Consider the following 13,842-nt stretch of genomic DNA (forward strand, 5'->3'; position numbering starts at 1 on the left):
CATCAGTACTGCCAGGGGTACGGCGCCCAATCGGGATCGCGCTTCTGCAGGAAGGCATCGCGCCCTTCGACGGCCTCGTCGGTGCCGTAGGCCAGTCGCGTGGCCTCGCCGGCGAAGACCTGCTGGCCGACGAGGCCGTCATCGACCGCGTTGAACGCGAACTTGAGCATTCGGATGGCCGTCGGTGACTTCGTGAGAATCGTCCGGGCCATCGCGATCGCCTCGCGCTCGAGCTCGCCGTGCGGCACGACGCGGTTCACCGCGCCCATCTCGTAGGCACGCTGCGCCGAGTACTCTTCGGCGAGGAAGAACACCTCACGCGCGAACTTCTGGCCGATCTGACGGGCGAAGTACGCCGACCCATAGCCGGCGTCGAAGGAACCGACATCCGCGTCGGTCTGCTTGAACCGCCCGTGCTCGGCCGACGCGATCGACATGTCGCAGACGACATGGAGCGAATGGCCGCCGCCGGCCGCCCATCCCGGGACGACGGCGATGACGACCTTCGGCATGAACCGGATCAGACGCTGCACCTCCAGGATGTGGAGACGTCCCGCCCGTGCCGGGTCGGTGACCGCGGAGTCCTCGTCCGAGTACTTGTATCCGTCACGCCCACGGATGCGCTGGTCTCCTCCCGAGCAGAACGCCCAGCCGCCGTCCTTCGGGCTCGGGCCGTTGCCGGTGAGGAGCACGACACCGATCTTCGGGTCTTGCCTGGCCGCATCCAGCGCGCGGTAGAGCTCGTCGACCGTGCGCGGGCGGAAGGCGTTCCTCACTTCGGGACGGGCGAACGCGATGCGCGCGATCCGTCCGTCGTGGGAGACGTGTGCGGTGATGTCTGTGTAGAGGGGCTGACCTGCGGCATCCACAGAGCCGGGCGCCGGCATCCACTCGGCCGGGTCGAACAGTTCGGAAACGCTCACCCGAACAGACTACGAATCTTCACGATGTCCGTGGGGCCAGAGCCCCTCCGTCGCGAGTACCCTGTTGAGGGCCCACCCGGCCTTCGAGCATCACACCCGACCTACCCGGTCACCCGTTGGGAGCACATCGCGCATGCAGATCCGTAACTCCGCAGACTGGCGCGACGCCCTTCCGTTCGAGATCCCGGTACTGGCGGCCGAGGCCGTTCCCGGGGATCCGAGCAAGTGTTACCGGTGCCCCGCGGATGCCGCACCGCTGCCCCGCAGCGAGCTGTGGGTCGTCAAACACCGCCACCCGACGAATCCCTCCGGCTTCGTGCGCATGTACTGCCTGGAGCACCGTCCGAGGCCGGTCGCTCCCCCGGCGCCGCCGGCGACCAAGGCGCGGCGCGCGTCGGGGTCCGCGCGCGCACCGCGTACCACCGCACCCCGGAAGCCGAGCATTCCCGAGCGTCAGGCGGCACTGTGCCCGAACTGCTTCGTCGAGGTTCCGCCGGCGGGTGTGTGCGGAATGTGCGGCGAGCGCGTCGCCTGACACCCGCCGGGATGTCCCGGCTCAGCTGTTCTTGGCGTCGCGCCAGGCCAGCCAGTTCTTGACGAGGTGGAAGTCCCAGTCCGGGCCGGGCAGTGACAGCGTGAACATCCGCACGCCCGCGTCATAGAGCGCGTCCGCATCCTCGGTGGTGCGGCGGGCGAGCTCGTTCGAGACGACCAGGTTCGCGGTGTCGCGCCCCTCCTTCTGCGCCCACTCCTGGAGAACCCCGAGCTTGTGCGGCAGTTCCTCGGCCGAGACGAAGCTGTGCCAGATATCGGCGTGACGTGCGACCAGGCGCAGCGTCTTCTGCTCACCCTTGCCGCCGATCATCACGGGGATCTTGCGCGTGGGCGCCGGGTTGAGTTTCGACCAGCGCGCCTCGATGCGCTCCAGGCTCGGCTCCAGATCGTTCAGGCGCGATCCGACCGTCCCGAAGTCGTACCCGTACTCGACATAGTCCTTCTCGAACCACCCCGATCCGGTGCCGAAGATGAAGCGGCCGACGCCCGTTCCCTTCGCACTGATGTGGTCGACGGTGCGTGCCATGTCGGCCTGCAGATCGGCGTTGCGGTAGCTGTTGCAGTTCACGAGCGCACCGAACTCGACGCGCTCGGTCTGCTCCGCCCAGGCGCCGAGCATCGTCCACGACTCGAAGTGGGGGCCATCGGGGTCGCCGAACAGCGGGAAGAAGTGATCCCAGTTGAAGACGATGTCCACCCCGAAGTCCTCGAGCCACAGCACGGCGTCGCGGATCTGCGGATAGGTGACGTGCTGCGGCGGGATCTGTACGCCCAGGCGCACGGGAGTGTCGAGAAGCATGTTCCCAGCGTAGGTGCGCTGCACGAGTGCGCAGGTCGGGGCAGGATGATTCCATGACCTCTGCACCGCTGCCGAGCCTGGACGAGATCCGTGCGAGCGCGAGGGTCGTCACCCTCCCGCTGGCCACCCGCTTCCGCGGCATCGAGGTGCGCGAGGCGATGCTGATCGAGGGCCCGCAGGGCTGGACCGAGTTCTCGCCGTTCGTGGAATACCCCGATGCCGAGGCCTCCGCGTGGCTGGCCGCCGCGCTCGACTTCGGTTGGAACCCCTCACCCCCGCCGCGGCGGGACCGCATTCGCGTCAACGCGACCGTGCCGGCCGTGGATGCCGCGCGCGTGCCCGAGATCCTCGACCGCTACGACGGCTGCCGTACCGCGAAGGTCAAGGTGGCCGATCCCGGGCAGAGTCTGGCTGACGATATCGCTCGCGTGAGAGCCGTCCGCGAGACGCTCGGTCCCGAAGGGCGAATCCGCATCGACGCGAATGGCGCGTGGAATCTCGATGAGGCCGAGCACGCCATCCACGCGCTCACGGAGTTCGACCTCGAATACGTCGAGCAGCCGTGCCCATCGCTGGACGAACTCGTCGAGCTTCGTCGACGAGTTCGCTACCTCGGCATCCCGGTCGCCGCCGACGAGAGCGTTCGCCGCGCCGACGACCCCCTCGCCGTCGCGCGCGCCGGCGCCGCCGACCTGATCGTGATCAAGGCGCAGCCGCTGGGGGGCATCCGTCGCGCCCTGCAGATCGTCGCCGAGGCGGGGCTTCCGGCTGTCGTCTCCAGCGCCCTGGACACCTCGGTGGGCCTGTCGATGGGCGCCGCCCTCGCGGCGTCACTGCCCTCACTGGACTACGACTGCGGCCTCGGCTCGGGGTCGCTGCTCTCCGCCGATGTCGTCGTGCCGCCGCTGCGCGCCGAACACGGCGGCATCCCGGTGACACGGGTGGATGTCGACCCCGCCGCCCTCGACGAGTGGTCGGCGTCGCCCGAGCGCACCGGATGGTGGATGTCGCGGCTGGAACGGTGCCACGGGGTGCTCGCCCAACGGGGGTAGACGCCGCACCCCGCGTCCTATTGCGGACGCGCGGGTTCCTCGGGGAACTCGACGAGCGTGAAGGCGATCTTCTGGGCCCTGGTGGCGGCGAGCGTCTGCAACTGCTCGTAGGGAAGCCGATCGATGACCGCGGTGTTCAGAGCCGCCTCCCACACTTCGAGGACGACACGTGCGACATCCTCCGCGGGCAGGCGCAGCCGGAGCCCGTACGTGTCGACGAGCACATCGACGATGCCGGCCACGCGCGCATGCAGGTCCCGCTCCCAGGTACGAAACGCCATGGCCGTGTCATCATCGCGCATGGCGCGCAGTCGAAGCTCGCTCATCAACACGACGCCGGGGGCGTCGTCGATCGTGCCCTCGAGAATGCGCTGCATGATCTCGGCCGGCATCAGGACATCGCCGCGTGTGCGCATGACCTCGATGTTCCGGGTCACGGAGGCGAGCTTGCCCTCGGTGATCACACGCATCATGTCCAGAAACAGCGCGTCCTTCGTGCTGAAGTTCGAGTAGAACGCCCCGCGGGTGAACCCCGCCCGTTCGCAGATCGCCTCGACGGATGCCGCGTCCGGCCCGACTTCGGCGAACACCTCGTACGCAGCGTGGAGCAGTCGCTCACGGGTGCGTTCGCGACCGGTTCCCGATGCCGTTGTCACCACCACGCCTCCTGCTCGTCGCCTGGCTCACACCTGGTGTCCAGCTTGGCACGCCGCGCCATCGTTTACGATACATTCGTGTATTCGATACAGCGCTGTATCCGCACCTGACCAGAACCGTGACGATGTGATCACCCGGAGGCGCTGACGTGTCCACCCTGCTGTACGCCCTGGGCGGCTGGTCGTATCGGAATCCCTGGCGGGTTCTCGCCTCGTGGCTCGTGCTTCTTGTCCTCGCCGGCGGTGGGGTCGTGCTGTTCCAGCAAGGCACCGACAACACGTTCTCCATCCCCGGCACGGAGGCCCAAGAAGGGCTCCAAGAACTTCAGCGCACGTTCCCGGAAGTCTCCGGCACGTCAGCGCAGATCATCGTCGTCGCCGCCGCCGGGGACAGCGTCGAAGACTCTCCCTATCCCGAAGACATCGCGGCCGCCATCACCGAGATCGAGGACATGGAAGGGGTCATCGCGGTCAGCGATCCGTACGACGACCTCGTCTCGGGGCTTATCTCCGATGACGGTTCCGCCGCGCTCATCCGATTCCAGTTCGAGGGTCAGGCAACGGATGTCTCGACCGAGACCACCGACGCGCTCTACGAGATCACCGACGCGCTGGCCGCCGCGCTTCCCGCCGGCTCGGAGGTCGCCATCGGCGGCGACCTGTTCAGCACGAGCCTGCCGGCCCTGTCGATCGTCGAGTTGTTCGGCGTGCTGCTGGCACTGGTGGTGCTGATCGTGACGTTCCGATCGTTCGTGGTCGCGGGGCTCCCGTTGATCACCGCGCTCCTCGGCGTGGGGCTGTCGATGGCGCTCATCTTCGTGGCGACCGCTTTCGCGACGATCTCGTCGACCACACCGATGCTGGCCCTGATGCTCGGGCTTGCCGTCGGGATCGATTACGCCCTCTTCATCATCTCCAGACAACAGGACCAGGTGCGCTCCGGCGTCGATCCCGGCGAGGCTGCCGCCCGCGCCACCGGCACTGCGGGTTCGGCGGTCGTGTTCGCCGGCATCACGGTGCTCATCGCGCTCATCGGTCTGTCGTTCGCCGGCATCCCGTTCCTCACGACCATGGGTATCGCGGCCGCCGTGGCCGTTGCGATCGCGGTCGCGATCTCGGTGACCCTGACCCCGGCGTTCCTCGGCTTCGTGAAGGGGCGCGTCGCGGGTTGGCCGGTGAGGAAGGAAGAAAAGACCTCGGGCCCCACGACCAACCGCTGGGCTCTTCTCGTGACGCGGCATCCGATCGTCACGACGGTCTCGGTCGTCGCCGTTCTCGGCGCGCTCGCCATCCCCGCGGGGAGCCTCACCCTCGCCCTTCCGAACGCCGGGATGCTGCCCGAAGACAGCCAGGCACGTCAGAACTACGACCTCGTCGCCGAGAACTTCGGTCCCGGCGCCAACGGGCCGCTCATCATGACCGGCACGATCGTGACCTCCACCGACCCGCTGACGCTGATGGAGGATCTCGCCGACGACATCGCGCAGATCCCCGGGGTCGCCGAGGTGGCGCTGTCGACTCCCAACATGACCGCTGACACCGGCATCGTCCAGATCGTGCCGGAGACGGCGCCCGAAGACCCCGCGACCGCGGAGCTCGTGCGAGAGCTGCGAGCGCAGCACGATCGTCTGCTCGAGGAGTACGGGGTCGACCTCAAGGTCACCGGTTTCACGGCGATCGCGATCGACATCTCCGACCAACTCGGCGCCGCGCTGGTCCCCTTCGGCATCTTCGTCGTGGGTCTGTCCCTCATCCTGCTCACGATCGTGTTCCGCTCCATCTGGGTGCCGTTGAAGGCCGCCGCCGGCTACCTGCTGTCGGTGCTCGCCGCCTTCGGGGTGGTCGCGCTCGTCTTCGAGTGGGGCGTGTTCGCCAATCTGCTGCACGTCACGAAGACCGGCCCCGTGATCTCGTTCATGCCGATCATCCTCATGGGCGTCCTGTTCGGTCTGGCGATGGACTACGAGGTGTTCCTCGTCTCCCGCATGCGCGAGGACTACGTGCACCTCAAGCGCGCCCGCGGCGGGCACGGCGACCGCGACACCGCCCTCAGCGCCGTCCGCAGCGGATACACCGCGTCGGCACGGGTGGTGACCGCAGCCGCGGTCATCATGTTCGCGGTGTTTGCGGCGTTCGTGCCGGAAGGTGACACGAGCATCAAGCCGATCGCCCTGGGCCTTGCCGCGGGCATCGCGGTCGATGCCTTCCTGGTGCGTATGACCCTGGTTCCCGCTGTCATGGCCCTGCTGGGCGAGAAGGCGTGGTGGATGCCGCGCTGGATGCACCGGGTGCTGCCCCACTTCGACATCGAGGGCGAGGCGGTCGAGCGCGAGCTGTCGCTGGCCGACTGGCCCGAACCACACACCACGGCGGCGGTCGTCGCGGCCGACCTCGCCGTCCACGCCTACGGCGCGCGACCCGACCAGGACATCGACCTCGTCCACGACGTCTCGCTGCGCCTCGAAGACGGCGACACACTGCTGGTCACCGGCCCCACCCGCGCGACCCGCGCGCTGCTGCTGACGATCGCCGGTCGCCTGACCCCGACCGGCGGCCGCCTGCGGGTGGCGGGCCACCTGCTTCCCGAGAGGGCGGCGTGGGTGCGCACGCACGTCGGCGTGGCGCTGCTGGATGCCGCCGAGGACCCGCTCGCCGAGCTCGCCCACGCGCTGCACGGCCAGTGCCGCATCGTCGTCATCGATGGCCTCGACCGTCTCGATGACGCCCGTCGCGATCAGGCCGCGGCGCTCGTGCGCGACGCTGCCTCGTCCGTCACGATCATCGCCTCAACGCAGCACGAATCCGCCGCGCGCGCGCTCCTTGCGGAGGCGCACCGCACAGACATCTCGACGCTCACGGTGTCGACGCACGCGACACCGGTCGCCGCCTCGGCAGCGCAGGAGGAGAACGCATGAGCCTTCCCGTGGAACGCGCCCGCACCCGCAAGCCCATCACCTGGCTGACGGTCATCGGCGTCATCCTGCTGCCGGCGATCATCGGCGGCATCCTCGTCCTCGCCCTCTACGACCCCACGGAGCGCCTGGACCACATCACGGCGGCCGTGGTGAACAACGACGACCCCGTGACGATCGATGGACAGACCGTGCCGCTGGGCCGTCAGCTGACGGCCGGCCTGGTCGGCGAACCCGATCCTTCCGGCGACGACACGACCAACATCACGTGGGTCATCTCCAATGACGAGGACGCCGCCGCCGGCTTGGCGGACGGCACCTACGCGGCCATCGTCACGATCCCCGAGAACTTCTCGGCCGCCGCGACCTCGACCCAGCCGGGTGGCACCCCCGAGCAGGCAACGATCGAGGTCACCACGCCCCCCGACAGCCTGATCGTCGATGACGCCATCACCGCGCAGATCACCGCGACAGCGGCATCCCTCACCGGTCAAGAGCTCACGACCGTCTACCTCGAGAACGTGCTGCTCGCCTTCACGACCCTGGCCACCGAACTCGGCACGGCGGCCGACGGCGCCGATCAACTCGCCGACGGCATGCAGCAGTCGGCGGACGGCTCCACCGAGCTTGCTGACGGCATGAACCAACTCGCAGACGGCGCCTCGGAGCTCTCGAGCGCCGCCTACACGATCGCCGACGGCACCTCCCAGCTGGCGGCAGGTCAGGCGGCGTGGGCCGCCGGCGCGGGCGAGGCAGCTGCCGGACTCAACGACTGGGCAGGTGGCGCCACGGCCCTCGCCGGAGGCTCGCAGCAACTCACCGACGGCCTGTACACCCTCGCTGATCAGACCTCGCAGATCCCGACGCTCTCGCAGGACGTCGTGGATGCCGCCTACGCCCTCGCCGCCAACAGCGCGCAGATCAGCGACGACGTCAACACGGCGGTCGCCGACCTCAATGCGCTGCTCGCCGACTGCATCTCAGGCGGCTGGCCGAGCGATATCTGCGACATGATCCAGGAGATCACCGACGACGCCAACGCCGCGTTGCCGACGGTCAACGAGATCCTCGACAACTCGGATGCCATCGCCCAGGGCGTCGATGAGCTCTCCACCCTCGGGCCGGACCTCACCGCCGGGGTGACCCAGCTCGCCGACGGTAGCAACCAGATCACCCAGGGACTGTACGGGCTCTCGAACGGCGCCGTCGATGCCGCGAACGGGGTCGCCGCCCTGGCATCCGGCGCCTCGACCATCGCGACCGAGACCGGAACACTCGCCTCGGGCGTCTCCCAGTGGGCAGCGGGCACCACGCAGTGGGCAGACGGTGCGTCAGAAGCGGCCGCGGGCACGACCGCGCTGGCCGAGGGCAACGCGCAGCTGGCCGAGGGCACCGCCGAACTCGCGGACGGTCTGCACACGGCCGCCGATTCGCTCCCGACCTACACCGACGAGGAGGCGGAGAACCTGGCGGAGGTCGTCGCCGATCCGGTCGCCGCAGAGGGCATCGGCACCTCGCTGTTCGGCGCCTCGGCCATCCCGCTGCTGGCGACATTGGCCCTGTGGTTCGGGGCGCTGGCCTCGTTCGTGGCGCTGCGCGCCGTGCCCCAGCGAGCACTCGCTTCGCGTGCCCCATCGGCGCTGCTGGCCCTCCGCTCCCTGTGGCCGGCCGCCGCGATCGGCGCCGTCCAGGGCCTGCTCGTCGCCATCATCGTGCAGATCGCGGCCGGCTACGACTTCGGCGCGTGGACGGTGTTCGCCGGCGTCGCGGTCGTGGCGGGGGTCGCCTTCGCCGCGATCAACCAGGCGTTGGTCGCGGTGCTCGGCGGTGCCGGCCGATGGGTCGGAGCGCTCGTCGGAGTGCTGGCGGTGGCGACGGGGATCGTGTCGACGGTTCCCGGATTCCTCAGCTCCCTGGCATCCATCATGCCGACGACGCCCGCCTACAACGCGATGCTCGCCGCGCTCACGTCCTCGAGCGGCGTGGGTGCCGGCCTTGCCGGAGTGGTGATCTGGGGCGCACTTGCCTTCGCCGCAACCGTGTTGGCGGTCGCGCGGGCGCGCACGATCAGCGCGCACGATCTCGCGGAGGCTCCCGCGACCTGAGGCGGGCGGGAGGCGTCTGGTCAGCTCAGGCCGCTGTAGACGTGCAGTCCCTTGAAGAACATGTTCACGATCGTGAAGTTGAACAGCACCGCGGCGAACCCGATGATCGAGAGCCACGCCGACCGGCTCCCTCGCCAGCCGCGCGTCGCCCGGGCGTGGATGTAGCCGGCGTACAGCACCCAGATGACGAAGGTCCACACTTCCTTCGTGTCGAAGCCCCAATAGCGTCCCCACGCGTCATTGGCCCAGATGGAACCGGCGATGAGGGTGAAGGTCCAGAAGACGAAGCCCATGATCGCGAAGCGGTACGCGAACGATTCGAGCGCGTCGGCGCTCGGCAGTGTCCGCAGGAACCCGGGTCCGCTGCCGCGGCGTCCCTCGACGGTCTGCGCGGCGATCGCCTTCTGCTCCCGTCGGGCCTGCATGAGCTGCAGCACCGAGAGGCCGAACGCGATCGCGAAGAGGGCCGTGGCGAGCGAGGCGACGAACACGTGGATGACGAGCCACACGCTCTTGAGGGGGTCTGCCAGCGGCACGACCTCGACCCAGAATGCGAGGGTCGCTCCCCCCAGCATCAACACGACCATGCCGGTGATGAGGGAGCCGAGGAAGCGCAGATCGTAGCGGAACAGCACGAGCAGGTACACCGCCACGATGAGCATCGTGCCGGTGAGGGAGAACTCGTACATGTTCGACCAGGGCACCCGGCCCGCCGCGATGCCGCGGGTCACGTCACCGGCGACGTGGAAGAGGAAGGCGAGCCAGGTCAGGCTCGTTCCGATGCGCGCCCACAGCAGGCGCGAACGCTTGCTCGGCAGCGCGCGGAGGTTCGCTTCGGCGGCCGCCTCCTCCTCGCGGATGCGGTCGATGGATGCCGTGCCCGTGCGGCTCTCGGCCGACTCCGTGGCGGAGCCGGCGGCCACGAGCTCGCGCTCGGTCTCGGCATCCCGCGCGCTCACCGCGTCCGCAGAGCGCGAAGCGAGATCGACCGCGTAGGCGATGAAGGCCAGCGCGTAGATCGAGATCGCCGTCCAGACCAGCAGAAGCGAGACAGAGTCCAGGGACAGCGCGGAGTCATCGAGCATGACGCCAAGTTTACGTCGGCATCCTCACCGCTCGGGCGCCGCCGTGTCAGCGATCGAGGTCGGCGCGGTGTGCCTCGGCGAGGTCGGCGACGGCACGGGCGAGGGTCGGGTCCTCACCGCGGGCAAGTCCGGCGTACTCCAGCTGGATGCCCTCCTCGGCGACCGTCGCCTTGACCCACATGCGTCGACGCGGGATGAACAGTGCGGACAGCAGCCCGGCCACCGCGATGACCGCGAACACGAGCACCCACAGCGCCGCGGCGTCACGGTGGATCGAGAGGGAGACGTAGCGCTTGACGGTCTCACCGCCGACGACGACAGAGGACGCATCCTCGAACGTGATCGAGCCGAGACCGTCGGGAAGGTCCACCGTGTCGCCGGGGCGCAGCTGCACGGATGCCACCCCCGTGTCACCACCGGTGAGCTGGGTCATGTCGGTGGTGTCCAACGTGTAGACCGATCGCGGCACACCGCCGTCGATCCCGAGGTCGCCCGAGAACACATTGAAGGTCAGGACCGGGTAGATCAGGTCGGGATACACCGAGGTCAGCGCTCCGGATGCCAGCTCCTGCGCCGTCGGGTAGAAGAAGCCGACCAGCCCGAGCTGCTCGGGCAGACCATCGGGGATCTTCACGACGCCGAGTGAGGTCATGTTGGCATCCTGCGGCAGGAACGGCACCGCCTCGGAGTAGATGACCTCACCGTCGGCGTTGCGCACGGTCACGGTCGGTGCGTAGCCGTTGCCCATCAGGTAGACGCGGTCCCCCGCGATCTCCAGCGGGTGGTTGACCCGCACCTCGCCGGCCTGCGGTTCCTCCCCCGCCAGCTGTGTGGTGACGCGCGCGACGAAGTCACCCGCCTGGCCCGCACCCTGCTCCCCGGCTTCGACGTAGTCGACGTCGAAGCCGTCGAGGGTGATCGCGTAGGGGGTGAGGGTGTCCTCGTCGACGAAGCGGCCCGGGTTGAACGAGGTGTAATCCAGCAGCGAGTTCGTGAACGTGTTGCCGGTGACGATGACGGTCTGGCCCGTGTAGGTGAATCCACCCCCGACACCGACGGCGATGAGCAGCCCCACCAGTGCACTGTGGAAGATGAGGTTGCCGGTCTCTCGCGCGTAGCCCCGCTCGGCCGAGACGCTGAACGCGCCGCGCGCCGGGGTGTCGTAGCGCTCGACGCGGTAGCCCCACTTCCGCAGACGCTGCGTCGCGGCATCCACTGCTGCAGCGGCCTCACCCGAAGCCTCTGCGCCGTCGCGAAGCGCGAGCGTCTCGGTCCGGTGCGTATCGAGACGCTGCAACCGCGCGGGTGTACGCGGCGGGCGGGCGCGCAGGGCCTTGGCATGGTGTTGCGTGCGCGGGATGACGCAGCCGATCAGGGAGATGAACAGCAGGATGTAGATCGCCGAGAACCACGCCGACGTGTACACGTCGAACAGCTGCATCCCATCGAGGATCGGCGCCAGATCCGGGTTGTCGGTGAAGTACTGCGTGACGCCGTTGGGATCGGCCGAGCGCTGGGGCACGATCGATCCGGGGATCGCGGCGATCGCCAGCAGAAGCAACAGCAGCAGCGCCGTGCGCATGCTCGTCAGCTGCGTCCATCCCCATCTCAGCCATCCGAGCGCACTGAGCTTGGGGGAGGTCACCGGGGAGTCGGCATCCGCGTGATCGGAGGGGCGGAGCGGATCGGCACCCGCCCGCTCGTCGGAGGACGGCGCCTCAGAGGGGGAGTTCGACACCGCCGATCACCCCCTGCAGCGATGACATGAGCGTGTTCCAGACTCCGGTGACCATGAGGATGCCGAGCACCACCAGCAGAACGCCACCGGCGATGTTGATCGCGCGCACGTGGCGGCGCAGGAAGGCGACCGAGCGCGAGGCCCACCCGAGTCCCAGCGCCAGCAGGATGAACGGGATACCCAGGCCCAGCGAGTAGCTCAGACCGAGAAGGGCCGCCCGCCCCGGGTCACCGATGTTCCACGACAGCGCGGTGATGGCGGCCAGGGTCGGGCCGATGCACGGCACCCAGCCGATGCCGAGGGCAAGGCCCAGCAGCGGCGCTCCCACCAGGCCCAGGTTGCCGCGCACCTGCGGGTGCACCGTGCGCTGTGCGAAACCGAACAGGCCGATGAAGACGAGGCCGAGAACGATCACGACCGCACCCAACACCCTCGTGATCAGGTCGCTGTAGCGGATGAAGAACTGCCCCAGCGTGCCGCCGAGGATGTTCACCGCCATGAACACGGTGGTGAAGCCCGCGATGAACAGCAGCACCCCCCACAGCAGGCGCCCGCGGGTGGGAGTGGGAACACCCTGCGCGTCGCGGGACGGGGTGACCGCACCGCCGATGAACCCGAGGTAGCCGGGAACGAGCGGGAGCACGCACGGCGAGAGGAACGAGAGCAGACCGGCCAGAAGCGCCAGCGGAATCGCGATCCACAGCGCGCCGCCGCCGATCAGGTCACCGACCCCCATCAGCTCTCCGCGAGGGTGTCGCGCACCAGGGTCGTAAGGATCGAGGAGTCCGCGAGCGACCCGATGATACGGGCCGCGACCCGGCCCTCACGGTCGATGACGAGCGTCACCGGTGTCGCATTGAGGGGCGTTGCCGCCGTGAACGCCAGCTTGAGCTCGGCATCGCCTGCCGCGATGAGGCTCGGGTAGCTCACGCCGTTGTCGGCGGCGAACGAGCGCGCGGTGGCGGCGGAGTCGGACGTATTGATCCCCAGGAAGGAGACCTCCTCGCCGGCGACGGCCTGGTAGGCCGCCTCGAGCTCCGGCGCCTCGACGATGCACGGGCCGCACGCGGCGTACCAGAAGTTCACGACGAGCACCTGCCCGGCGAAGTCCTCGCTGGTGAGCGTGGTGCCGGTGTCGCTCGTGCCGCTGAAGACGATCGGGTCGGTGCGTTCGCCGACGGCGATCTCGACGGTCTGCAGACCGTCGGCAGCGATGAAACCCTTGTTGTCGCCCGCAAGATACTGCTCGGCGAGCGGGTCCGCGGCACAGCCGGCAAGACCGATGAGCCCCGCGACCAGCAGGGCGGATGCCGCCAGGCGGCCGGAGAGACGAGGCGCGGTCATACTGCGCCCACATCCACGGCGCCGGCCGTCGACGCCGGCTCCGCGTAGCCGACTTCGCGCCACGTGTCGCCGTGACGCTCGAAGCTCGTGACGCTCGAGAGCGAGCAGCGACGCTTGCGCGGGTCGTGCTTGGTGGGCTCGCCCGCCATGGCGAGGTGCGTGATCCAGATCGGGAGCTGGTGGGAGACGATGACGACGTCCCCGCCGGAGGCCGCGGCCCAGGCATCCGTCATCGCCGCATCCATGCGGGCGACGACCTGTGCGTAGGGCTCGCCCCAGCTGGGAACCGACGGGCGGACGAGGTGACGCCAGTTGAGGGGGTTCATGAGTGCTCGACGCATCTGCGTGCCCTCGAACACATTGGTCGGCTCGATCACGCGGTCATCGGTGGCCACCGGCAGATCGAAGGCCTGCACGAACGGCTGCGCCGACTCCTGCGTGCGCTGGAGCGGAGATGCCACGAGCGAGACGATCGGGCGCTCCTGGGCGGCGACCCACTGCGCGGCCTGCTCGGCCATGCGGCGACCATCCTCGCTCAGGCGGAAGCCGGGCAGTCGACCGTAGAGGACGTGCTCGGGATTGAACACCTCCCCGTGGCGCACGAGGTGGAGGCGGTCAGCGGGCACCGGATCAGTCTACGTGGGGGTTGTCTAGGTGCGCGCTGAGAGCCGGC

At 68.9% G+C, this 13,842-nt stretch carries 12 protein-coding genes; 4 read left to right on the top strand and 8 right to left on the bottom strand.

What is annotated here, in order from left to right:
* Positions 1-2 precede the first annotated feature (2 nt).
* Positions 3-923: a 1,4-dihydroxy-2-naphthoyl-CoA synthase gene (locus ABD206_RS08615; protein ID WP_344071523.1), complete on the bottom strand. Its 921-nt coding sequence runs from the start codon at positions 921-923 to the stop codon at positions 3-5.
* A gap of 133 nt (positions 924-1,056) precedes the next feature.
* On the opposite strand from ABD206_RS08615, the gene ABD206_RS08620 reads away from it, so the two are divergent.
* Positions 1,057-1,458: a glucose-6-phosphate dehydrogenase gene (locus tag ABD206_RS08620; RefSeq protein ID WP_344071525.1), complete on the top strand. Its 402-nt coding sequence runs from the start codon at positions 1,057-1,059 to the stop codon at positions 1,456-1,458.
* Between the two features lie 21 nt (positions 1,459-1,479).
* Here ABD206_RS08620 and ABD206_RS08625 read toward each other — a convergent pair whose 3' ends face one another.
* Complete coding sequence (locus ABD206_RS08625; protein ID WP_344071527.1) at positions 1,480-2,277, bottom strand: LLM class F420-dependent oxidoreductase; 798 nt, start codon at positions 2,275-2,277, stop codon at positions 1,480-1,482.
* A gap of 53 nt (positions 2,278-2,330) precedes the next feature.
* Here ABD206_RS08625 and ABD206_RS08630 point away from each other — a divergent pair, with 53 nt between their 5' ends.
* Positions 2,331-3,329 carry an o-succinylbenzoate synthase gene (locus ABD206_RS08630; RefSeq protein ID WP_344071544.1) on the top strand — a complete coding sequence of 333 codons (999 nt, stop codon included), beginning with the start codon at positions 2,331-2,333 and terminating at the stop codon, positions 3,327-3,329.
* A 17-nt stretch (positions 3,330-3,346) separates the two neighbouring features.
* Here ABD206_RS08630 and ABD206_RS08635 read toward each other — a convergent pair whose 3' ends face one another.
* Positions 3,347-3,985, bottom strand: a complete 639-nt coding sequence (locus ABD206_RS08635) for a TetR/AcrR family transcriptional regulator (RefSeq protein ID WP_344071551.1) — start codon at positions 3,983-3,985, stop codon at positions 3,347-3,349.
* 149 nt (positions 3,986-4,134) lie between these two features.
* On the opposite strand from ABD206_RS08635, the gene ABD206_RS08640 reads away from it, so the two are divergent.
* Together ABD206_RS08640 and ABD206_RS08645 are read left to right on the top strand one after the other, a co-directional pair.
* Positions 4,135-6,900 carry an MMPL family transporter gene (locus ABD206_RS08640; protein WP_344071554.1) on the top strand — a complete coding sequence of 922 codons (2,766 nt, stop codon included), beginning with the start codon at positions 4,135-4,137 and terminating at the stop codon, positions 6,898-6,900.
* On the top strand, positions 6,897-9,002 hold the full coding sequence (locus tag ABD206_RS08645) for a YhgE/Pip family protein (protein ID WP_344071556.1): 2,106 nt from the start codon (positions 6,897-6,899) through the stop codon (positions 9,000-9,002). Before ABD206_RS08640 ends, ABD206_RS08645 begins: the two co-directional genes overlap by 4 nt.
* 20 nt (positions 9,003-9,022) lie before the next feature.
* Here the strand turns inward: ABD206_RS08645 and ccsB are convergent, their stop codons facing one another.
* The 5 genes from ccsB to ABD206_RS08670 are packed head-to-tail and all read right to left on the bottom strand — an operon-like array spanning position 9,023 to position 13,795.
* Entirely contained in the window at positions 9,023-10,087 is a 1,065-nt protein-coding gene (gene ccsB / locus ABD206_RS08650) for a c-type cytochrome biogenesis protein CcsB (protein ID WP_344071558.1), read from the bottom strand.
* A gap of 46 nt (positions 10,088-10,133) precedes the next feature.
* Entirely contained in the window at positions 10,134-11,825 is a 1,692-nt protein-coding gene (resB, locus tag ABD206_RS08655) for a cytochrome c biogenesis protein ResB (RefSeq protein ID WP_344071560.1), read from the bottom strand.
* Positions 11,806-12,561 carry a cytochrome c biogenesis CcdA family protein gene (locus ABD206_RS08660; RefSeq protein ID WP_344071562.1) on the bottom strand — a complete coding sequence of 252 codons (756 nt, stop codon included), beginning with the start codon at positions 12,559-12,561 and terminating at the stop codon, positions 11,806-11,808. The genes resB and ABD206_RS08660 overlap by 20 nt, the downstream gene beginning before the upstream one ends.
* The gene (locus ABD206_RS08665) at positions 12,561-13,169 is read right to left on the bottom strand and encodes a TlpA family protein disulfide reductase (RefSeq protein ID WP_344071564.1); all 609 of its coding nucleotides are present in this window, start codon (positions 13,167-13,169) and stop codon (positions 12,561-12,563) included. Before ABD206_RS08665 ends, ABD206_RS08660 begins: the two co-directional genes overlap by 1 nt.
* Positions 13,166-13,795, bottom strand: coding sequence for a histidine phosphatase family protein (locus ABD206_RS08670; RefSeq protein ID WP_344071566.1), 630 nt, complete (start codon positions 13,793-13,795; stop codon positions 13,166-13,168). The genes ABD206_RS08665 and ABD206_RS08670 overlap by 4 nt, the downstream gene beginning before the upstream one ends.
* Between the last annotated feature and the right edge of the window lie 47 nt (positions 13,796-13,842).

It is taken from the genome of Microbacterium sediminicola (assembly GCF_039531125.1).
In the GTDB taxonomy this organism is placed as follows: Bacteria; Actinomycetota; Actinomycetes; order Actinomycetales; family Microbacteriaceae; genus Microbacterium; species Microbacterium sediminicola.